The sequence below is a fragment of the Pseudomonas sp. AIG genome (assembly GCF_977020205.1).
Genome location: NZ_CDROCK010000029.1, coordinates 42026 through 61852, shown reverse-complemented (window position 1 = coordinate 61852; position 19827 = coordinate 42026). Strand labels below are relative to the sequence as shown.

Genomic DNA, 19827 nt, shown 5'->3' with positions numbered 1-19827 from the left:
CAATATGTAATTTTACATCCCATATTCTGGGATAGCGTCAGTCCATTTTGTCCAGCGCTGAACGACATCCAGATTGTTGTTGATCAGGATCCTCACTGTTTCGTCCTCGCTGAATCCCACCTCATGTGTACGGCCCTTGTCGTCAGTTACTCCGGGCTCCCGGCGTCCGTCAGCGCGAATAATGGTGTACGCCGCGAAGGGCGCCGGGTTTTCCTTTGAACCTGAAACAACCTTCAGCTTCGTGTTGCTCGGCGCAAATGAGGCCAGCATGCCGGCATAGGGTACGTCGCTACAGAGTCCGAGGCTTTCAATCTGGTCATATCCCAGCGCCAGGTCATAGCGCCAGCGCACGATGCACACGGAGGCAAAAGGCAGCAACGACCTCGGTCGGTCGGACTGTTCAAGCGAAATACGCGCGGGCGCCACGCGAGGATTTTCTATTGCAGCAATGAACCGCGACGTGGGCATGTACATGACTTTCGAGTAATACGCCACGAACGGGAACGCGGTGATCACCACCTTGCACGGAATGTATTCCTGCGGCTTGAAGATCTGCACCAACTCAACCGGTCTAATATGATTACGGCCGTCATTGACGGCGTGATTCTCGACACTGATATTCGCGAACATTTCATAGCGACGATCGCCTTCGATCAAGCGCATCCCGCTGACGATTCCCGAGGCTTCCAGAACGATTTCATGTTCGATGGAAAAATCCGCATCGCCGTTCAACGAGCAATGGATCCACGTACCAATCTGACCTCGCCGACCATGATCTTCATAGAGGTCCACGAGGTTTCGGTCGGAGGTGAAACGCAGGTCGTAAGAGGAAGCTATCTCGTGATTGATCGAGACAAACTCAAGCCTTGCGGGGGGAACATCCAAATGCATGCAAGAGGAACACAACGCAAACAAAAAAACCAAAAGCAACCTTGCCATTACCACTCCAAAAATCAACTGCCGGGCACGTCATCGAAAACTGTCGTAGTCCGACAGGGCAGAAAAGACATCTGCAACGGGGATGTACAGTGATTTGGTGTAATACGCCTTATAACCCGTTGCCGTAACCACCACTTTGCACGGAATCATCTGCTTGTCTTTCAACAAGCCTTTTATGGCGTCACGACTCAAGTACTTCGAGGTCCTTTTTTTTTCACCAACGTCCTTGAAAGCAATGCTCGCGGTATATCCGAATCCGGCCTTGTTCAAATGCTCCTTGTTTTCTCTGACCAAACCCATTGCTGCTTTCGATATCGTATGTTCAATGGAAAAGTCCGTGTCATCACCCAAGGCACAAATAAACACCTGATCAAAGCTGTTCGCTTTCTTTTCCCGCCAGAAAATCTCCAGCAGTTCCACATCCGAATTGAAATTGACCTCAAAAAAAACGCTTTTCGAGCGCGGTGTAATCGATTCATAGCCCAATGTCGCGGGGGTGATGTCATGAGACTTTGCGCAGGCAACGCACAATAACGACACAGCGATCAGCAATACCCATCTCATGCACCTTCCCTCAAGTAACCAGCAATTGAACTCGCCGACAAATCCAATGCCGACTGCCCGCACTCCAGGCGGGACTCATACAATCTCAAGGCCGAGTAATGGTTGAATTTGACGATCCCCATAACATCGGGACCGGATTCGATATCCCACTTGCCCCCCACCCAAGCGACTACGTCGGTTCGATCCATCTCGTCAGGCTCTGCCCGAACGTTGATCCAGGTTTCAGCCTTGGGCGTTGGCTCCGACCAGTAAATATCCGAAATCAACGCCACCATCACACCTTCTCCCACAGGATCCAGAGTAACGAGCATTTTCACGATATAACCTTTATCGGTGAGAATCTGCGACAAATGCGCGCCGTTCCACCCGCCCAGACTATGACCCACAATGTAGACATGTGCGGACTTGTGAGGCAGCTTGGAGAATACAAACTCTTCGAGGTCGGCATCCCCTTTTACATCGTTGTATCCCATGTAATAGGGTTGGAATTTGCCGCCATAGCTCGAGCCCAAACGGATCTGCAAAGCTTCCATGGCCCGCAAGGTGTAGTTGCTAGGCCCGTCTCCGTAGTAACTTTCCGAATCGCCAGCACCGCCAATGAAAAAAGCCACAACCTCTCTGGCAAGCGTCACGGGTTTGACCGTCTGATCCTCTTTTGTCGTCAACTCATGACTGGCGACCAGTCTCCCGATGCATCCTTGAACGGCTCCGGATTGAGCTCCCATCGGTATTACTCCACGTACAGTTTGATGGTTTCTTTGAGGTGCGAACTGACCGTGTGGGTATGACCCTTGGCATCAGTGACGCCTCGTTCCAGCGTTCCATCCGCCCGTTCGATGACGTAGGCAATATAGGAAAGCGGTTCACCGCTGTTTTCATCAACAATCTGCATCCGATCATTGAAATGCACCGGCATCGGCAACAGCCCGCTAAACGCTGCCCCTCCGCCGCTCTGGCCAATGATCACCGTCCCCGAACCACCGACCACGACATTGCCATGGCCTCCGGTGCTGTCGAGCGTGGCGGCATTCAGGCCGTTGATGAACACGGTGCCGGAAACGGCGCCGGTGATCGGGCTGCCGCACGCCGATTTATCGGTCATGCGCGCGGCGGCGAGGCCGTCGAAGAAGACGTCGGGCGAGCCGGAAACAATCGGGTTGGTGCCATGCCCTGGCAGTGGGCAGGCGGTCGGGTCGGTGACGCGTGCAGCAGGTTTACCACTCAATTCAAAGCTCCTTGCTTCAGGGGTTCCGGGTGCGGCTGGTGGAGATCGACTTCGGTCGCGGCGAAGCGCCAGCGGTTGTCGACGGGGTCGAACAGGGCGTGGCAGTGTTCACGGCTGTCGGGGGATGTAGCGATCTGCAGATGTTGCCAGGCTTGATCGACATGCCATGCCAGCTCGGCAGGCGTCGCGTCATCCAGCTCGTTGAGCCAGGCGTTGTAGTTGCGCAGGTGATTGCGTTCGTAAGTCGATTGCAGCAAATCGGCCATTTGTGCGCCGAGGTCGAGATGATGCTGGGCCGTCCACTGGCCGATCTCGGAATAGACGTACCAGCCCATCGGCATCAACCCGCCGTCCTTGAGCAGCGAATGCCCGGCAGGGGCGACGAAACCGCAACAGACGTGCAGCGTCAGCCAACCTTGATGAGCGTCGATAAACGCCGTCGGATCGAAGGTGCGCAGCGCTATCACGCGGTAATCGTCAAGCCCGGCACTGCGCCTCATCAACTCGGCATCGAGCCGTGACACGAACGCACGAATGGCTGTGCCCCCCGTACGATTTGTCATGCAGAGAATGTCGACCGGTTGCCGCTTGGGGTTGTCGCTCGAGCCTGAGTTTTTCACCAGGCCATACAGACGCATTGACGCCCGTAGTCCGCTCATCGCTGGTCACTCGTTGACGTAGCGAAGGCTCCACGGGCGTGGAGAAATTGTGCCAGAGGCATTGCAGGTGTCGTCCGTGAGCGCGCAAAAATGGCGCGTAGGATGCCGGACTAGAGCGCTGGCGACAATCGAATTACTGCCGGATTGCCATCATTGTGCTCAGCCCTCGGCAAACTCACGCAGGACTTTGCCATCCATGCGGTAGCGCACCCACTCTTCCTGAGGTTGCGCGCCGAGGGACTTGTAGAAATCGATGGCCGGCGTGTTCCAGTCGAGCACGCTCCATTCGAAGCGGCCGCAGTCGTTGTCGCAGGCGATTTTTGCCAGGTGACGCAACAGGGTTTTGCCGGCACCGCCGCCGCGTTGTTCGGGGGTGATGTAGAGGTCTTCGAGGTACAGGCAGTTGCTGCCGAGCCAGGTCGAGTAGCTGAAGAAGAACACCGCGAAACCGATTGGCAAACCGTCGCGTAGGCAGATCAGGCCGTGGGCGGTGGCGCCTTCGCCGAACAGGCTGCGTTCGATGTCGGCAACGCTGGCGATGACTTCGTGGCGGGCCTTTTCGAAATCGGCGAGTTCAGTGATGAAGGCGAGGATTTGCGGAGCATCGCTGGGGGTCGCCGGGCGGATGTCGATCGTCATGGACGGGCCTTGTCGGAAAAGGAAAACGCCATACTAAGGCCGTGGGCGGCGCTCGTCACATGGCAAAACACACACTACCCTGCGCAATGTTGCAAACACTGCAGTTCCCTGTGGGAGCGAGCCTGCTCGCGAAAGCGTCCTTTCAGTCACCTGCATTGTTGATTGACAGACAGCATTCGCGAGCAGGCTCGCTCCCACACAGTGACTTCGACAGTCTAAAAGGATGTTTATGAACCTTGAGTTTTTTACACCGGTGGAGGCACTGGCAGCAGAGTTACTGCCGTACGCATTGGAGCCGTCCGACGACGGCGCTCACGACCTCGCGCACCTGCAACGGGTCTGGCACAACGTGCGTACGCTGCATGAAGAAGAAGGCGGCGATCAGGAGGTGTTGTTGGCCGCCGTGCTCTTGCACGATTGCGTCGCCGTCGAGAAGAATTCGCCACTGCGTTCGCAGGCTTCGCGGCTGGCGGCAGATAAAGCTTCGTCAGTGCTGGCCGATCTGAACTGGTCGGAAGAAAAAATCATGGCCGTCGCCCACGCCATCGAAGCCCACAGTTTCTCCGCCAACATCACCCCACGCACTCTCGAAGCGAAAATCGTCCAGGACGCTGACCGCCTCGACTCGTTGGGCATGCTCGGCGTCGCCCGTACGTTCTATATCGCCGGGCGCATGGGCTCGGCGTTGTACGACCCGCAGGATCCCGAAGCGAAACAGCGCGACTACGACGACAAACGTTTTTGCCTCGATCACTTTCAGACCAAACTGCTGCACCTCGCTGACGGTTTCCAGACCGCCACCGGCCAGCGTTTGGCGCAGATCCGCCATCAGCGTCTGAAGGGTTTCATGGAGCAATTCAAGGAAGAGATCGGCATCGCCTGAGCGTTACTCCGGCGCACAGCGATCCTGACTTCGCCAAGCTCACACCTAAGCCGCCTGCCTGACGTGTTAAACAGACGGCGCTGAATTTTTCCGCTTAAGGATTCGCGTCATGTCGCCAGCAATACCCAAGGTTTCAGGCAAGCTGTTCGGTCTGTTCTGTCTCGCCAGTTATCTGCTGTCGCTGTCCTATGGCTCGACGTTTTTACTGTCCTTGTTGATCGGTTCTCGCGGCGGTAATGAACACGACGCCGGCAGTGTGATTTCGGCGGCGATGCTCAGTACGTTTGTCGCGGTGCTGGTGTCCGGGCATTTGTCGGACTGGCTCGGTGCGGCGCGTTCGATTGCCCTGTTCGGTCTGTTGCTGGTGGCGGCGAGTCTGGGCTTTGCCATGACGCCGGGGTTTGGCAATCTGCTGCTGTTTTTCGGTTTGCTGCTGGGTTTGGGATGGGGCGTTTTCTACACCCTGGGGCCGATCATCGTCGCCAGCCTGGTCACACCGGCGCAGCGCGCCAAATACTTCGCGCTGCTGTCGGGCAGCATGATGACCGGGATTGGCAGCGGCCCTTTGCTCGGACGGGCAGCCAGTGCGCTGGGCTTGCCAGTGACCTCGGCGTTTTATCTGGCGGCGCTGGCAAGCCTGATCGGGGTGCTGCTGTTCTGGCAGCTGGGTGCTCGACTGAAAAGCACGCAAACCCCGACGACGGCAAAAATCAGCTGGCAAGCGACCACTCAAGTGCTCAGCTCGCGTGCGCTGTTTCCGATCATCATGGTTGGGCTCGGCGGCTGCGTATTCGGCGGTCTGTCGAGTTTCCAGACCAGTTATGCGGCGGCACGCTCGCTGGATTATTCGTTGTTCTTTCTCGGCTTCATGAGCGCGGCAATCAGCAGTCGGATGCTGATCGCCGGATATGTCGTCAAGCGTGATCCATTGCGCGCATCGTGCCTGTTGTCGGCGCTGATGCTCGGCTCGATCATGCTGTTCGCCTTCGGCGTGCACAGTGGATTCAGCTATCTGCTGGCGGCGTTGATGCTCGGCGTCGGCTATGGGCTGACGTATTCGGTGATCAACGGTTTGGCGGCCAACGAAGCACCGGCCGGCACGACTTCACAGGCCCTGTTGCTGTTCAGTCTTTCGTACTTTATCGGCGTGTTCGGCTTTCCGTTACTGGCCGGGAAAATCATCGTTGAACAGGGCATGGCGACGCTGCTGCTCACGATATTGGCCTTGGCGTTTGCGAACTGGCTGATCACCGTGGGTCGTCTGCTCTGGCGTCGACTCACCGTCAAAACCGCAGCGGCGATCCAGACCGTTCGTCGCTGATCAGGCACCAATCCGCTCAGAGGGCAGACCAACGACAGGTAAGGATTCCAATCACTGGAGAAGCCCTATGATCCCGTCAAGGTTGACCGCTTTCGTATTCAGCGCCCTGCTCTGCCCTGCGGTTTTCGCCGCATCCGCCACCGCTGCGGGCACCGGCCCTACCGACCCGACCCCGCCCCGCGCGCCCGCCATCAACAGTGCTCCCGGCATGAACACCGATGGCTCGGGCGTGCCCCTGATCAATCAGCCTCCCGCCACCGGTACCGATCCGCGCACTCAGGGCAGTGACCCGGGTCGTCAGGGCGGGATGAACACGCCCGACTCCCCTGCGGCTCCCGATAATGCGGGGCCCGGCGTCGGCTCGAAAACCACCACCGGTGGCTCCGGTTCCGAAGGCTCCGGTCAGTAGTTCGCCGACGCGAGCGTCCTATTCAATCCAATGAAGAGGTAACCATGAACGTCGATAAAAACCTGGAAAAAGAAGTCCTCACCCGCCTGCTGCACGCCCACCCGAGTGGTCTGGGCAAAGAAGTGCTGGACAATTACCGGGGCGAGAAGGTCGTGGCCAGCGCCCTCGCCGCTTTGCAGGATCGTGGACTGATTCACCACGGGCATGTGACCTGCAACGAGGCTGGCGAACATTCGTTGAACCTGCCGATCAAGCTCAGTGCCGCTGGCGTTGAAGCGGCGCGCAAGCTGGATAGCTGAGCGATATGATCGTGTGATCGTGTGATCGTGTGATCGTGTGATCGTGTGATCGTGTGATCGTGTGATCGTGTGATCGCTAATCATGCAGGAGCTGCAGTTGGCTGCGATCTTTGCTGTTATAAGATCAAAAGATCGCAGCCTTTGGCAGCTCCTACATTGGATCTGAGGCGAACATAAATCCCCTGTGGGAGCGAGCCTGCTCGCGAAAGCTATCTATCAGGCGCCACCGGACTCGCGGATAAACGCATCCACTTCAGCCGCCCCCGGCGCGGTCGCCGGCCCCCAGCGCGTCACCGCCAAAGCCGCTGCCGCATTCGCCCGCCGCGCCGCTTCATGGGCAGACAAGCCCTGCGCCAACCCGGCGACAAATACCCCGGCATGAGCATCACCGGCGCCGTTGCTGTCCAGCGCTTTCACGGCAAACCCCGGCACATGCCGACGCTCATCGCCCTGATGAATCCAGCAACCCTGCGGCCCGTCCCGCACCACCATCAGCACCTCTTTGGGCAGATATTCAGCGAGATGATCCAGCGCTGCGCCAATGTCCTCAGCGCCGGTAAAGCGCAACGCTTCGACACTGTTGCTGGTCCACACATCAATGCGCGGCAGCAACGCTTTCATCAGCAGCGAGTCCGGCGACTCCACCAACGGGCCCGGATCGAACACCACATTGATCGTCGCCGGCAACGCCAACGTCCAGTCGAGCAACGCTTGGGCCTTGCCTTCGTGGAGCAGGCTGTAGCCGCTGAGATAAACGTAATCACCCGCCTCGACCGGCACGCTGTTCAGATCCGCCTCATTCACCTCACCTTCAGCGCCGATGTAGGAAATGAAACTGCGCTCGGCCGACGCATCGGTCAGCGCCACACACAAACCGGTGTCTTTCTGTGCGGGTTCGGTGATGCCGATGTGAATCCCCTCGGCGTTCATCGCCTGGCGCGCGAGATCACCGAAACGCCCAGTGCCATGGCGACCAAGGTAAACCACCGGCAGGCCATTACGCACCGCCGCCGCCATCACGTTGAAACCGCCGCCGGCTTCGAAGCCGGCCGACTGCGCCAGCACGTCACCGCCAATCTGCGGCAGTTTATCCACGGCCATGACCAGGTCGATGATGACCTGGCCGGTGTGCAACATCTTAGGCATGAGCATTCTCGGTTGGCGCGGCGCGGCGATCTTTCGCCCCGCCGAGGACGAAGTAAATGCCACCGGCCACCACGAAGGTCACGATCCAGCCGAGGCCGTTGTGGCCCAGCCACGAGTCGGACAGGAAGCCTTTGAACCAGACGTTCTCGGCGGTGGTGCCGATGGTGGTGAAACTGAAGCCGAGGACGATGGCAATCGCCCACGCACCAAACGCACGCCATTCGATACCGCCGCGATACCAGTAAGCGCTGTTCGGGCTGACGTCGAGCAGGTCTTTCGGGCTGTAGTAATGACGGTGAATCAGGTCGACGACGAAGATTCCGACCCACGCCGTGATCGGCACCGCCAGCAGGGAAATGAAGGTGATGAACGGTCCGTAAAAGCTGTCGGCGATCAGCATGAAGTAGATCGAACCGGCGAAGATCGCGACGATATCGACCACCACGGCATAGACACGTTTGACCTTCAAGCCAAGGGTCAGCGTGGTCAAACCGGCGGAATACACCGACAGGTTGTTCGACAGCAGCAAGCCACCGAACGCGGTGATCAGGTACGGCACGGCCATCCAGGTTGGCAGCATGTCGCGGATCGCCACGATCGGGTCAGTCGCCGAGGCGAGGTCGTTGTTGCCCACCGACAGCAAGCCGCCGAGGGTGATCAGCAACACCAGCGGAATCCCCGCGCCGAACGCGGCAGAAGCAACAAGGCGCACAGCCTTGACGCTGCGATGTTGATAGCGCGACATGTCGGCGCCGGCGTTGGCCCAACCGATGCCGGTGCCGGCGGCCATGGTGCCGATGCCAATGATCATTGCGCTCATCGGCGCCGGCGTGGCGTTGAATACCGCGCTCCAGTCGATGGTCGCGCAGAGGAAACCACCGACCAGAATGTTCAGCGCGCCGAACACGTAGGTCGCCCACTTCTGGATCACCAGCAAGGTCGCGTGGCCGAGGCCGGACACCGACAGGGTCAGCAGTACGAAAATGGCGATGAAGATCAGCGTCAGTACCGGTGCGCTTTTCGCTTCAACCGGTGAGCCGAACAGGATCGAGCACAGCGACAGCAGCACGAATGCAGCAGTGGTGGTGTTGACGGTTTCCCAACCCAGACGCGACATCAGCGAGACCAGCGTCGGGCCGATATTGCCACGCACGCCGAAGATCGCTCGCGACAAGGTCAGGCTCGGCGCGCGGCCACGGCGACCGGCAATCGAGATGATCCCCACCACGGCAAATGAACCGGCAGCACCGATGATTGCGACGATGATTGCCTGCCAGATCGCCAGCCCGCGAAACGCCACCAGCGTGGCGCCCAGCGGCAGACCGAGGATGGAAATGTTGGCGGCGAACCAGACCCAGAACAATTGCAGCGGATGGCCGTTGCACTCGGCTTCCGGCACCGGTTCGATGCCGCGGGTTTCCAGCTGCCCGGCGCTTTGCCCGGCGTTTGATGAACTCATGAAGGTGCTCCTGTTTGCCTTTTTTGTGGTTGTGGCAATGATGCAAAACGACAAGACATCGCGGCCGTCCTCGGCCTGTCTGCGCGATCCATTGCGGGTTGAAAATTCGAAATTTGCGGTGCGGCCTTCGCGAGCAAGCTCGCTCCCACATTGGATTTATGGCGTTCACATAACCCCTGTGGGAGCGAGCTTGCTCGCGAACGCGTCAGCCCAATCAGCGCAAAGCCAACAGTCCCTGCACCAACGGCTCAAGCTCCAGATGATTAACGGCCTTAACCGTCTCGATCATCTCGGCAGGCCAGCTCTCAAGGCCCAGGCAGGCCCCGAGCATCGCGCCAAGAATCGCTGCGATGGTGTCAGTGTCACCGCCAAGACTGGCGGCCATGCACAGCGCATCAAAAGCGCTCATCTCGCCGACCGCCACTTGCTGTGCCAGTGCAAACGAAACCACCACCGACTCCTGCGACGCCACCGAAGTACCGATCACGTCGTAGAGCAGATCCGCCAGCAATGCCTTGTCGCTATCGACACTGATGGTGCGCGCCCAACTGATGCGCGAGGCAATCCGCCCGCCAGCGACCCAGTGACCGTGCGCTTCCGCTTGTTGAGCGATCTGCTGACCGAGGTTCAACGCCTCGCCCAGGTCCATGCCGTTGATGCCGGCAGACACCACAGCCGCCACCGCCGCCGCGCTGGAAATCCCCAGTGTGGTGTTGTGGGTGACCTGGCAAGCCTGTACCACCGCTGCGATAAAGCGCTCGGGGTCGGCAACATCCGCCGCAATCCCCACTGGGGTAATGCGCATCGCCGCGCCGTTTGTAGTGCCGTAGCGTCCGGCCTCTTCCGGCGAGTGACCGGCGAGGATCATTTCGATGGCGCGCTTGGTCGACGGCCCGAGCAAGTCCTGCGAGCCCTTGGCCTGCATCTCGGCTTCCCACTCGATCAAGCGTTGCGCGAGGATCGCCGGCTCGATGCGGCCCTTGCCTTCAACCAGCAACTCGCCAACCAGAATGGCCTGCTCGGTGTCATCGGTAATCGAGCCTTTGGGCATGTTCGCGGCGATCGGCTGCAGCGGCCCGGCATCCTGCAAATCGGTGATCGTGCCGAAGCGGGTCTTGATGGTTTCGCGGTTCAGCGATTGCGTCGGCATGCCCAGCGCATCACCGAGGGCCAAGCCATAGAAAGCGCCGAGGGCACGGTTGAGCGCGGTCATTTCGATTCTCCAAATTGCAGGTGCAGACGGAAATGCACCGGGTCGAGCAGGCTTTCGACCAGCTCCATGAAACGGTTCTGGCGGTCGTAGGTGGTGCGCAGGGCTTTGAGGAACACCGTGCCTTCAGGGCGGCCAAGCAGTGCGGCGTCTTCGGCATTTAACGGCTCGGCGCCGATCCATTGATCACCGCGCTCGCCGATGTAGCCGTAGGCGGCCAGGGTGATGGTCAGGGAATTGTCGATCAGACCGACGCGCGGCAGGCTTTCCAGGCCGCCGGTCGCCGGCATCAAGGAGCGTTCGAGGGACACCAGCGTGCCGTCGTTGGAGCGGCGGCGACGGTCGAGGGTGATGAATTGGTCGGTGCCGAACCGCGAGAGCAGATCGGGCCGGGTCACGGCTTCCAGGCGCAGCACCTCGGTGTTGATCAGTGCACCGCTGTCGGCCAGCGCTTGCGCCCAGCCGCTGCGCTGGTCGAGCGCCACACCGTCGAAGGTGACGATGGAGCCGACGCCGCTTTGCGTGGCGATGTAATTGCGCCGCTTCAGTTCGGCCAGCGCTTCGCGCAGCGTGCCGCGGCTGACGTTGAATTCTTGAGCCAACTGATGCTCACCGGGCAACAGAAAGCCGTCCTCCATGAGGCCGCTCTCGATGCGCCGGACGAGTTCGTCGACCACCCGTTGTTTCTTGTCAAATCGTACCTGTCTAATCATGTACAAATTGATACCCGAAACGGGCATTGGCGAGCAAGGAAAATTTAGGGGAAGAGACAGAAGGTTGAAAGTCAAAAGCACCCTCACCCTAGCCCTCTCCCGGAGGGAGAGGGGACTGACCGAGGTGTTTGGGAGAGCTACGCCGATCTGAAAGTCCTTTACCGAATCCATAATCGACGAGGTCTTTCAGTCGACGGATCACCTCGGTCGACCCTTCCCCTCACCCTAGCCCTCTCCCGGAGGGAGAGGGGACTGAATGGGGGATGCTCAGGAGGTTCGCCGACCTGAAAGTGCTTCGCCGAATCCACAATCGACACGAAAGTGCTTTTCCGATTCCATAATCGACTAGGTCTTTCAAGTCGATGCAGGACGCAAAACACCTCGGTCGGCCCCCTCTCCCTCCGGGAGAGGGCTGGGGTGAGGGGCTCTTGATTCTAGCGTTGCTTCAGTCGGTCAATGACCACAGCCAGCAGCAAGATCGACCCACGAATCACATACTGATAAAACGTGTCGATATTCTTCAGGTTCATCGCATTCTCGATGATCGCCAAAATCAACACCCCGGCAATCACATGCCGAATCATGCCGATCCCGCCGCTCAACGACACACCACCCAACACGCAAGCCGAGATCACCGTCAGCTCAAAACCCTGACCAATCATCGGCTGCCCCGAGGTCATCCGCGATGCAAGAATCACCCCGGCCAACGCACCAATCACCCCGTGCACGGCAAAGATAATGATCTTGGTGCGATCAACGTTCACACCCGCCAACAGTGCCGCTTCCTGGTTGCCACCGATGGCCATGGTGTTGCGCCCGTAAGTGGTGTAATTCAGCAGCCAGCCAAAAAATAGAAAGCAAACGATGGTGATCAGAATCGGCACCGGCACACCGAACAACTGGCCATTGCCAAAGACGAAGAACGATTCCTGCGATACGCCCACTGCTTTGCCATTGGCAAAAATGTACGCCAGACCACGAACGATCTGCATGGTCGCCAACGTCGTGATCAAGGCATTGACGCGCAACTTGGCAATCACGATGCCGTTGATCAGCCCGACAATCAGGCCCATCACCAACGCCGCACTGACACCGAGAAACACGCTGTTGGTGTCACGCATCACCACCGCCGCGACCACGCCGGCGCAGGCAATCACCGAGCCCACCGACAAGTCGAAGTGCCCCGATGCCAGGCAGTACAACATCGTGCACGCGGCGATCCCGGTGGTAGAAATTGCCAGGCCCAAACCGCGCATGTTCAGCGGCGAGAGGAAGTTATCGATCAGCAGCGTGCAGGCAATGAAGATGCCGATTGCCGCCAGCAGCATGACCCAGTCATCGAGGAAGCGGCGCATGTCCAGGGGCTTGCGCTCGGTCGGCAGGGTTTCTTTCTGGGTTGTCATCATAGTCACCTCTCAGTTCGCCACGCCGTCAGCGCGGTGGCGCGGCAAAGCCAGTTGCAGCAGGTTGGATTCATTGGCCTGGTCGCGGCTGATTTCGCCACGCAGGGCGCCTTCGCAGAGCACCAGAATGCGGTCGGAAATACCCATCACTTCCATCAGGTCGCTGGACACTACGATCACCGAAATGCCCTCGGCGGCGAGGTTGTGGATGATCTGATAGATCTCCGCTTTGGCACCGATGTCGATGCCGCGCGTTGGTTCGTCGAGCAGCAGGACCTTCATCGGCATCGACAGCCAGCGGCCGAGAATGGCCTTCTGCTGATTGCCACCGGAAAGGAATTTGATCTGTTGCCCGGCGTGTGGCGTTTTCACCTTCAGCGCCTTGATCTGTTTGTCGGCGTTGCCCTTTTCCCACAAGCCGCGAATCAGACAACCGAGGCCGGAATTGGCACCGCGCGCACTGATGTTAATGTTCTCGGCAACGCTGGCCAGCGGGATGATGCCTTCCTTCTTGCGGTCCTCCGGGCAGAGCAGAATGCCCGCCGCAATCGCGTCGCGCGGTGAACGCAGTTTCAATTCATGACCGCGCAATTCGAGGCGTCCGGCGGTGTTGCGTTCCAGCCCGCTGAGCAGGCGAAACAGCTCGGTGCGCCCTGCCCCGACCAGTCCGAACAGCCCCAGAATTTCGCCCTTGTGCGCTTCGAAACTGATCGGCTCACGCAGACCCGGACCGAGCAGGCCGGAGACCTTCAGGGCCACTGCGCCGCGTGGACGATGGCGATAATCGTAGATGTCCTGAATGTCGCGACCGACCATGCAGGTCACCAGCTGATCGTGGGTCAGCTGGCTCATGTCGTCGAAGGTGCGCACGTAGCGACCGTCCTTGAACACCGTCACCGCGTCGCAGATGCGAAACACCTCCTCCATGCGATGGGAGACGTAGAGCACGACTTTGCCCTCATCGCGCAGGCGACCGATGATCGCCATCAAGCGGTCGATCTCACGGGCCGAGAGGCTGCTGGTCGGCTCGTCGAAAGCGATGACATGAGCGCCGCGCGACAGCGCTTTGGCGATTTCCACCAGTTGCCGCTGACCGAGGGACAAGCGCCCGACCTTGGTTTGCGGATCGATTTCGTCGGCCAGGCCTTTGAGGCAATTCAACGCTTGCTGGCGCAGCGTGCCGCGATTGATCAAGCCAAAACTGGCCGGCAGATGGCCGAGAAACAGGTTTTCGGCGACGGTCATTTCCGGCACCAGATGCAGCTCCTGGTGAATCACCGCGACGCCGCTGCCAATACTGTCGGCGGTCGACTTGAACGCCATGGTCTGCTCGCCGATCTGCAACTCGCCGCTGCTCGGGATGTAAGCGCCGCCGAGGATTTTCAGCAGGGTCGATTTACCGGCGCCGTTCTCGCCCATCAAGGCATGAACCTGGCCCGGATGTGCGACGAAACTGATGGCGTCCAGCGCCTTCACACCGGGAAAGGTTTTACCGATCCCGCTGAAGCGCAGGCTGCCGCTGGCGCTGTGTTGTTGTGTTTGTACTTGCGCGTGCATAAAGCCACCTCTTCACACCGAAAAACGGCCCGGCTGCCCGGGCCGTCGCGGCATCAGTTCCACAGGCCGATTTTTTCCAGCTCTTGCTTGAAGTTCTCGCGGGTGATCAGGGTGACGTCGTCCATCGCGGTGTACTTCGGCGGTTCTTTGCCGGTGGTCACCCACTCGTACATCATCTCTGCAGTTTTGTAGCCTTCGATGTGCGGGCTTGGCAGCATCGAGCCGAAGAAGCCGCTGTTCGGCTTTTTCAATTCGCCGATGGCGTCAGTACCGTTGATGCCGATGCCGATCACGTTGGTCGCGGCAAAACCGGCGGCTTCGGTGGCGCGTACGCCGCCGAGCACGGTGTTGTCGTTCATGCCGCCGATGATCAGGTTTTTCGCCGCGCTCGGCAGTTTCACCAGCGCCGAGTTGGTGGCGTCCATGCTGCCCGGTACGTCGAGGGTTTTCAGCGCCGCGAACAGAATGTGGTCTTTCGGCAGGCCGGCGTCTTCGAGGGATTTCACCGAGCCGTCAGTGCGTTTCTTGCCAGTGTCGAGTTCGTTGTAGGTGTTGACCACCGCGTAGGTGTCTTTCCAGTCCCAGTTACGCTTCTTCGCCTCGGCGACCATGGCGTTGCCCTGCTTCTGGCCGACTTCGAACGCCGCCATTCCGAGGTACGGCACGTCTTCCATGAACTTGCCGTTGGCGTCGACGAAACGGTCATCGACGGCAATCACTTTCAGGTCATTGAGTTTGGCTTTGGCCATGATCGCCGGGCCGAGCGAGACATCCGGCGGGCAAATCACGAAACCCTTGGCACCGTTGGCCGCGAGGCTGTCGATGGCCGAGAGGGTTTTCTCACCGTCCGGCACAGCGATCTTGATCAGTTCGAAGCCCTTGTCCTTGGCCGCTTTCTCGGCGAAAGCCCACTCGGTCTGGAACCACGGCTCTTCCGCCTGCTTGACCAGAAAACCGATTTTCACGGTGTCGGCAGCGAGCAGCGCACTGCTCAGGCTGAACGCGGTAACCGCCAGGGCGGTACTGCACAGGGTACGAATCCCGAAACGACGTTTCATAAGCTGACTCCTTGTTATTTTTTTGAGCAAATTTTGAAAAGCGTTAAAGCGTGTTCCTGCAAAGCCTGTTGAAAAATAGTCATATCGTATGATGATTGGATTGCAAACGGATTTATCCGCGTGAAAGCCACTGCGCTCAGTCGTGGTACATCACCGAGCGCCCACCATCGATGGTGATACATGACGCATTGATGAACGGTGCTTCATCACTGGCCAGAAATACGGCGGTCATTGCCACTTCCAGCGGCTGGCCGATGCGTTTCGGCGGGTGCAGATCGAAGGCGCGCTGACGCTCGGCATGCGGGTCGGCGAAACCGTTCCAGTAATCGACGTTCAATTGGGTTTCGATGTAGCCCGGGGCGATGGCGTTGACGCGGATGCCTTTCGCCGCGTATTCGATGCCGAGCGCGCGGGTCAGGCCGAGCAAGCCGTGTTTGGCCACCGGGTACGGGAAGCAACCGGGAATGATGTGGCTGGAATGGGTCGAGGCAATGTTGATGATGCTGCCGACGCCCTGCTCGATCATCTGCGGCAGCACCGCTTTGCAGCCGAACCAGGCACCGTCGAGATCGATGGCGAAGCAGCGATGCCAGTCTTCTTCGGTCATCTCCAGCGGATCGCGGAACACGTTGACCCCGGCGCAGTTGACCAGCACGTCGATGCGCCCGTGCAGCTCAACGGCGCGTTTGGCCATGGCATGCAGATCAGACTGACGCGAGACATCCGCCTTCAGCGCCTGCACATCAAAGCCCTGCTCGCGCCAGTGCGCGGCAACCTGTTCGACCTTCTCGGCCTGGATATCGCTGATCACCAGTTTCGCTTGCTGCGAGGCGAAGGCAGCGACGATGGCTTCGCCGATGCCTTGCGCAGCACCGGTCAGCAACACGACCTTGTTTTTCAGACGCTCGCCCTTCGGCGGCGCGGGCACCGGCGGCAGGGAAAGGGGTTCAGCCATGGATCAGGACTCCTGTTTCGCAGGCACAAAAAAACCGGGCATCTGCCGATGTCCGGTCTGGAAGGCGATTGGAACGAAACAGGCAGGCGCGGCCGACGGCATCGAGCCGTTGCGAGACGCGGACTCCACGCGGGAGTGCGATAGACATTCGCTGCATCACTTCACCTGTTTTGTTCTTTTTAAGTGTGAGTGCGTGTTACTGCTGTTGCCGACTATAAACCCGACTGCCAAATAATCTCAATATATAATTTTGCATCCCATATTTTGGGATTTAATTTGCAAAGCGCGTACAGAGTTTTCCTGCGACATCCACGCGCATCGACAGTACCGCGCCATCCAATGGATGGTTGTGCGGACTCTTGGCGCTGGTGATGAACAGGGTTTTCAGGTCTTCACCGCCGAATACACAACTGGTCGGGCGGCTGATCGGCAGGTCGATTCTGCGGTCGACCTCACCTTCAGGCGTCAGCCGCAGCAGACAACTGCCATCCCAGCGGGCATTCCAGACGTAGCCTTCGGCGTCCATTGCCGAACCGTCCGGGCCACCCTGCTGATCGGGGCCGTACCAGGTTTCAGCGGCACCGAGATTGCCGTCAGTGTGAATAAAATAGCGATGCAGCGTGCCGTCGAGACTGTCGCCAAACAGCAGCGTGGTGCCGTCGTCGCTCCACAGCAAGGTGTTGGGTATTCCCAGATTACGCAGTAAGGGTGTGACGCGTTTATCGGGATCGACCCGAAACAGGCCACCTGAGCGACGGGTGATCGGCAGGTCTTCGCCGTTCTCGCCGATGTTGTTTTGCATGGTGCCGAGCCATAGACGACCCTGAGCATCGCAACGCGCTTCGTTGGGGCGATTGCCCGGCTGCGGGTCGGCGACGCAGAACAGCGTGAGGCGAGGTTCGAGGCCCGGGGAATCGAGATCGAGACGGTAGACGCCGCTACTGAGGGTCACCAGTGCATCGCCGCTGGCGCAGGGGATGAACGCGGAAACGTGCTCGGGCATTTGCCAGATCTGTACGTTCTGGCCGATCAGGCGCAGGGCCTGCTTACCAGCGATATCGACCCAGTACAGCGCCTGGGTCGGCGCGTCCCAGAACGGGCCTTCGCCGAGTTGAGCGCGGTGTTGGGTCAGGGCGGTCCACGGCATATCACGGTCTCCATTGTTCTTGTGATTTTCTGTAGGAGTGAGCCTGCTCGCGATGGCGTAGTGTCAGTTGACGTCAATGCGACTGATCTACCGCTATCGCGAGCAGGCTCACTCCTACAGGGGATTTCGGTGTATTCAACTGGCTTTTTTGTCGGCCATGACTTTCGGGTAAAAACGTTTGATCGCCAGATCGGCGTTATCGATCAGGGTCATGCACGCCCACACCCCGCGCGCAGAATCGCGGGCGGCGATGGCGTCGGCCATGTCTTTGTGGATGGGTAACGTGCGGCGCAGTTCATCCGGGTCGGCTGCAGAAACTTCGAACGACACTGCGAGCAACGCGCCGAGCGCCGGGACCATTTGTTCGATGAATTGGTTATGGCTGGCGGCGAGGATGCATTCGTGGAAGACCTGATCGGCGCGGTTGTAATCGATGCCGCTGTCGACGGCGCGCTCAAGGGCGTTATAGGCCAGTTGCACCGCGTCGATCTGTTCCAGGGTCGCCCGCTCGCATGCCCAGCGCACGGCCATCGGCTCTATGGTGCGGCGCAGGTCGAGCAGGTCATCGACGAAATTTTCCGGCAAGCCGTTGCGCGACAGCCAACCGACGACTTGCGGATCAAACAGATTCCAGCGCCGCACGGGGAGTACGCGGGTGCCGACTTTCGGTCCGACTTCGAGCATGCCTTTGGCGACGAGGGTTTTGATTGCCTCGCGGATGACCGTGCGGCTGACGCCGAGCTGTTCGCCGAGATCGGCCTCGACCTTGATGGTCTGCCCCGGCTTGACCTGGCCAGCGGCGATCCAGCTGCCCAGCCAGTCGACCGTGGATGCGTGAAAGCTGCTGGACATGAACACCTCAAAGCGGATCGCGATGGGTGATCAAGCTAATCATCATACGAATGGGTGTCAACACAATCCCCTGTAGGAGTGAGCCTGCTCGCGATTGCGGAGTGTCAGTCACCACAAGGATTGACTGATCCACCGCAATCGCGAGCAGGCTCACTCCTACAAGGGGTTGTGTTTCAGGGTTCCAGGCCGATGCGGAAGAACTCGCCGCCGCTCCACACGCCAAGCCAGCGCTGGCCATCGATTTCGCGACTCACCGCCAGTTCCACCAGTTGGTAGAACACATTGCGATGAATCAGCGCTTCAAGGTTGGTACGCACATGTACGTAAGGCGCGGGCTCTTGCGTCGTCGGATCAATCTCGACGCGGATCGGATGCTCGGGCCCAGCCTCGGCGATTTCTTCAACGTTGGTAGTGAAGCGCAACAGCTGCGCCTCCCCTTCGCCTTCAACCTCGACCGCAATCGCCACGAACGGCGCATCGTCAACCTTGATCCCGACCTTCTCGACCGGTGTGATCAGGAAATAGTCATCGCCATCGCGGCGCATGATCGTCGAGAACAACTTGACCATCGGCTTGCGCCCGATCGGCGTACCCAGGTAATACCAGGTGCCGTCGCGGGCGATGCGCATGTCGATGTCGCCGCAGAAGTCCGGATTCCACAAGTGCACCGGCGGCAAGCCTTTGGTTTTGGGGATCTGTCCCAACAGGTCATTGGCTTTTTGCGGGCCACTCATGGCGTTCTCCTTGAATTATTGGTCGCCGACTCCCAACAGGCTGCGCGCGTATTGTGCCAGCGGCGGGCCGATCAGGTCTTCGGGCTTGCTGTCGTGGAACGTCAGTAAACCGCCACGACTCTTGATCCGTGCAGTATCAATCAAATACTGGGTGCTGGTCTCGATCAACATGATCTGAATCACGCCGCCGTCGATGCCGAGGCGATCGACCGCTTCCTCATCGAGCCACTCATCGGAGTTACCGATACGGTCGTCAGCCTTGGCGAAGCGGGTGTACAGCAGATAGTGCGCGCCGGCGTCGCGGGCTTCGCCCATCGCCTGATCGAGGCCTTCCGGCGCACGCGCACGGCGGACCATCGGGAAGTATTCGACGAAGCCTTTGAAGGCTTCTTCGGCCACGACGTTGGGGCGCGGGTAAGAGCCACCCGGGGGTGCGAACGCGCCTTGAGCGATGTAGATGAACGAGTCCGGCTGAATGCGGAAATTGTTCACGCGACGGCTGTCGCTGTGATCCAGCAAGCCCGCGTCGCTCATCTGATAGCGAGTGCCTTCGGCCATATCGCTGACAGTCATACAGCCGCCAAGCGCCAAAACGGCCAGCAGCAAAACCAGGCTACGCATCCTATTCCTCCAGAGGCCGGTGACGGAAAACCGG

General features: G+C 59.3%; 22 protein-coding genes. 4 read left to right on the top strand and 18 right to left on the bottom strand.

Going from position 1 to position 19827, the window contains the following annotated elements; translation table 11 throughout:
• Positions 1–12: 12 nt before the first annotated feature.
• The 6 genes from ACWR1S_RS17535 to ACWR1S_RS17510 all read right to left on the bottom strand — a co-directional run bounded on the left by ACWR1S_RS17535 (position 13) and on the right by ACWR1S_RS17510 (position 4026).
• A complete protein-coding gene (locus tag ACWR1S_RS17535) occupies positions 13–939 on the bottom strand; it encodes a hypothetical protein (protein WP_454564378.1) in 927 nt (308 codons plus the stop codon).
• 30 nt (positions 940–969) lie between these two features.
• Positions 970–1503, bottom strand: a complete 534-nt coding sequence (locus tag ACWR1S_RS17530) for a hypothetical protein (RefSeq protein ID WP_454564377.1) — start codon at positions 1501–1503, stop codon at positions 970–972.
• Positions 1500–2228 (bottom strand): alpha/beta hydrolase, encoded by a 729-nt coding sequence (locus tag ACWR1S_RS17525; RefSeq protein ID WP_110720357.1) that lies wholly within the window; start codon positions 2226–2228, stop codon positions 1500–1502. Before ACWR1S_RS17525 ends, ACWR1S_RS17530 begins: the two co-directional genes overlap by 4 nt.
• Before the next feature lie 5 nt (positions 2229–2233).
• The gene (locus tag ACWR1S_RS17520; RefSeq protein WP_150775194.1) at positions 2234–2728 is read right to left on the bottom strand and encodes a PAAR domain-containing protein; all 495 of its coding nucleotides are present in this window, start codon (positions 2726–2728) and stop codon (positions 2234–2236) included.
• The gene (locus tag ACWR1S_RS17515; RefSeq protein ID WP_454564376.1) at positions 2725–3387 is read right to left on the bottom strand and encodes a hypothetical protein; all 663 of its coding nucleotides are present in this window, start codon (positions 3385–3387) and stop codon (positions 2725–2727) included. Before ACWR1S_RS17515 ends, ACWR1S_RS17520 begins: the two co-directional genes overlap by 4 nt.
• A 159-nt stretch (positions 3388–3546) precedes the next feature.
• Entirely contained in the window at positions 3547–4026 is a 480-nt protein-coding gene (locus ACWR1S_RS17510; RefSeq protein ID WP_116030464.1) for a GNAT family N-acetyltransferase, read from the bottom strand.
• A 229-nt stretch (positions 4027–4255) separates the two neighbouring features.
• On the opposite strand from ACWR1S_RS17510, the gene ACWR1S_RS17505 reads away from it, so the two are divergent.
• From ACWR1S_RS17505 to ACWR1S_RS17490, 4 genes are all read left to right on the top strand, one after another.
• A complete protein-coding gene (locus tag ACWR1S_RS17505) occupies positions 4256–4909 on the top strand; it encodes an HD domain-containing protein (RefSeq protein WP_454564375.1) in 654 nt (217 codons plus the stop codon).
• A 109-nt stretch (positions 4910–5018) separates the two neighbouring features.
• Positions 5019–6230, top strand: a complete 1212-nt coding sequence (locus ACWR1S_RS17500) for an MFS transporter (protein ID WP_454564374.1) — start codon at positions 5019–5021, stop codon at positions 6228–6230.
• Between the two features lie 67 nt (positions 6231–6297).
• Entirely contained in the window at positions 6298–6639 is a 342-nt protein-coding gene (locus ACWR1S_RS17495) for a hypothetical protein (protein WP_454564373.1), read from the top strand.
• A gap of 44 nt (positions 6640–6683) precedes the next feature.
• Positions 6684–6938 carry a hypothetical protein gene (locus ACWR1S_RS17490; protein ID WP_092279308.1) on the top strand — a complete coding sequence of 85 codons (255 nt, stop codon included), beginning with the start codon at positions 6684–6686 and terminating at the stop codon, positions 6936–6938.
• 216 nt (positions 6939–7154) lie between these two features.
• Here ACWR1S_RS17490 and ACWR1S_RS17485 read toward each other — a convergent pair whose 3' ends face one another.
• The 12 genes from ACWR1S_RS17485 to ACWR1S_RS17430 all read right to left on the bottom strand — a co-directional run bounded on the left by ACWR1S_RS17485 (position 7155) and on the right by ACWR1S_RS17430 (position 19793).
• A complete protein-coding gene (locus ACWR1S_RS17485; protein ID WP_454564372.1) occupies positions 7155–8084 on the bottom strand; it encodes a PfkB family carbohydrate kinase in 930 nt (309 codons plus the stop codon).
• A complete protein-coding gene (locus ACWR1S_RS17480) occupies positions 8077–9543 on the bottom strand; it encodes a purine-cytosine permease family protein (RefSeq protein WP_454564371.1) in 1467 nt (488 codons plus the stop codon). Before ACWR1S_RS17480 ends, ACWR1S_RS17485 begins: the two co-directional genes overlap by 8 nt.
• A 214-nt stretch (positions 9544–9757) precedes the next feature.
• The gene (locus ACWR1S_RS17475; protein WP_454564370.1) at positions 9758–10756 is read right to left on the bottom strand and encodes an ADP-ribosylglycohydrolase family protein; all 999 of its coding nucleotides are present in this window, start codon (positions 10754–10756) and stop codon (positions 9758–9760) included.
• The gene (locus ACWR1S_RS17470; RefSeq protein ID WP_454564369.1) at positions 10753–11466 is read right to left on the bottom strand and encodes a GntR family transcriptional regulator; all 714 of its coding nucleotides are present in this window, start codon (positions 11464–11466) and stop codon (positions 10753–10755) included. Before ACWR1S_RS17470 ends, ACWR1S_RS17475 begins: the two co-directional genes overlap by 4 nt.
• Before the next feature lie 434 nt (positions 11467–11900).
• Positions 11901–12869 (bottom strand): L-arabinose ABC transporter permease AraH, encoded by a 969-nt coding sequence (araH, locus tag ACWR1S_RS17465; protein ID WP_064120407.1) that lies wholly within the window; start codon positions 12867–12869, stop codon positions 11901–11903.
• A gap of 12 nt (positions 12870–12881) precedes the next feature.
• The gene (gene araG, locus ACWR1S_RS17460) at positions 12882–14426 is read right to left on the bottom strand and encodes an L-arabinose ABC transporter ATP-binding protein AraG (protein WP_454564368.1); all 1545 of its coding nucleotides are present in this window, start codon (positions 14424–14426) and stop codon (positions 12882–12884) included.
• Positions 14427–14479: 53 nt separating this feature from the next.
• Positions 14480–15484: a substrate-binding domain-containing protein gene (locus tag ACWR1S_RS17455; RefSeq protein ID WP_454564367.1), complete on the bottom strand. Its 1005-nt coding sequence runs from the start codon at positions 15482–15484 to the stop codon at positions 14480–14482.
• A gap of 136 nt (positions 15485–15620) precedes the next feature.
• On the bottom strand, positions 15621–16439 hold the full coding sequence (locus ACWR1S_RS17450; protein ID WP_454564366.1) for an SDR family oxidoreductase: 819 nt from the start codon (positions 16437–16439) through the stop codon (positions 15621–15623).
• 271 nt (positions 16440–16710) lie between these two features.
• Positions 16711–17586, bottom strand: a complete 876-nt coding sequence (locus tag ACWR1S_RS17445) for an SMP-30/gluconolactonase/LRE family protein (RefSeq protein ID WP_454564365.1) — start codon at positions 17584–17586, stop codon at positions 16711–16713.
• Between the two features lie 135 nt (positions 17587–17721).
• Positions 17722–18438 carry a FadR/GntR family transcriptional regulator gene (locus tag ACWR1S_RS17440; protein WP_137218842.1) on the bottom strand — a complete coding sequence of 239 codons (717 nt, stop codon included), beginning with the start codon at positions 18436–18438 and terminating at the stop codon, positions 17722–17724.
• Positions 18439–18611: 173 nt separating this feature from the next.
• A complete protein-coding gene (locus tag ACWR1S_RS17435) occupies positions 18612–19172 on the bottom strand; it encodes a DUF1285 domain-containing protein (RefSeq protein WP_454564364.1) in 561 nt (186 codons plus the stop codon).
• A gap of 15 nt (positions 19173–19187) precedes the next feature.
• Positions 19188–19793: a DUF4823 domain-containing protein gene (locus ACWR1S_RS17430; protein WP_007908280.1), complete on the bottom strand. Its 606-nt coding sequence runs from the start codon at positions 19791–19793 to the stop codon at positions 19188–19190.
• Positions 19794–19827 lie beyond the last annotated feature (34 nt).

Coding starts and splice junctions, on each gene's coding strand:
- ACWR1S_RS17535 (WP_454564378.1), bottom strand. CDS start 939: ATGGCAAGGTTGCTTTTGGTTTTTTTGTTTGCGTTGTGTTCCTCTTGC.
- ACWR1S_RS17530 (WP_454564377.1), bottom strand. CDS start 1,503: ATGAGATGGGTATTGCTGATCGCTGTGTCGTTATTGTGCGTTGCCTGC.
- ACWR1S_RS17525 (WP_110720357.1), bottom strand. CDS start 2,228: ATGGGAGCTCAATCCGGAGCCGTTCAAGGATGCATCGGGAGACTGGTC.
- ACWR1S_RS17515 (WP_454564376.1), bottom strand. CDS start 3,387: ATGAGCGGACTACGGGCGTCAATGCGTCTGTATGGCCTGGTGAAAAAC.
- ACWR1S_RS17510 (WP_116030464.1), bottom strand. CDS start 4,026: ATGACGATCGACATCCGCCCGGCGACCCCCAGCGATGCTCCGCAAATC.
- ACWR1S_RS17505 (WP_454564375.1), top strand. CDS start 4,256: ATGAACCTTGAGTTTTTTACACCGGTGGAGGCACTGGCAGCAGAGTTA.
- ACWR1S_RS17500 (WP_454564374.1), top strand. CDS start 5,019: ATGTCGCCAGCAATACCCAAGGTTTCAGGCAAGCTGTTCGGTCTGTTC.
- ACWR1S_RS17495 (WP_454564373.1), top strand. CDS start 6,298: ATGATCCCGTCAAGGTTGACCGCTTTCGTATTCAGCGCCCTGCTCTGC.
- ACWR1S_RS17490 (WP_092279308.1), top strand. CDS start 6,684: ATGAACGTCGATAAAAACCTGGAAAAAGAAGTCCTCACCCGCCTGCTG.
- ACWR1S_RS17485 (WP_454564372.1), bottom strand. CDS start 8,084: ATGCCTAAGATGTTGCACACCGGCCAGGTCATCATCGACCTGGTCATG.
- ACWR1S_RS17480 (WP_454564371.1), bottom strand. CDS start 9,543: ATGAGTTCATCAAACGCCGGGCAAAGCGCCGGGCAGCTGGAAACCCGC.
- ACWR1S_RS17475 (WP_454564370.1), bottom strand. CDS start 10,756: ATGACCGCGCTCAACCGTGCCCTCGGCGCTTTCTATGGCTTGGCCCTC.
- ACWR1S_RS17470 (WP_454564369.1), bottom strand. CDS start 11,466: ATGATTAGACAGGTACGATTTGACAAGAAACAACGGGTGGTCGACGAA.
- araH (WP_064120407.1), bottom strand. CDS start 12,869: ATGACAACCCAGAAAGAAACCCTGCCGACCGAGCGCAAGCCCCTGGAC.
- araG (WP_454564368.1), bottom strand. CDS start 14,426: ATGCACGCGCAAGTACAAACACAACAACACAGCGCCAGCGGCAGCCTG.
- ACWR1S_RS17455 (WP_454564367.1), bottom strand. CDS start 15,484: ATGAAACGTCGTTTCGGGATTCGTACCCTGTGCAGTACCGCCCTGGCG.
- ACWR1S_RS17450 (WP_454564366.1), bottom strand. CDS start 16,439: ATGGCTGAACCCCTTTCCCTGCCGCCGGTGCCCGCGCCGCCGAAGGGC.
- ACWR1S_RS17445 (WP_454564365.1), bottom strand. CDS start 17,586: ATGCCGTGGACCGCCCTGACCCAACACCGCGCTCAACTCGGCGAAGGC.
- ACWR1S_RS17440 (WP_137218842.1), bottom strand. CDS start 18,438: ATGTCCAGCAGCTTTCACGCATCCACGGTCGACTGGCTGGGCAGCTGG.
- ACWR1S_RS17435 (WP_454564364.1), bottom strand. CDS start 19,172: ATGAGTGGCCCGCAAAAAGCCAATGACCTGTTGGGACAGATCCCCAAA.
- ACWR1S_RS17430 (WP_007908280.1), bottom strand. CDS start 19,793: ATGCGTAGCCTGGTTTTGCTGCTGGCCGTTTTGGCGCTTGGCGGCTGT.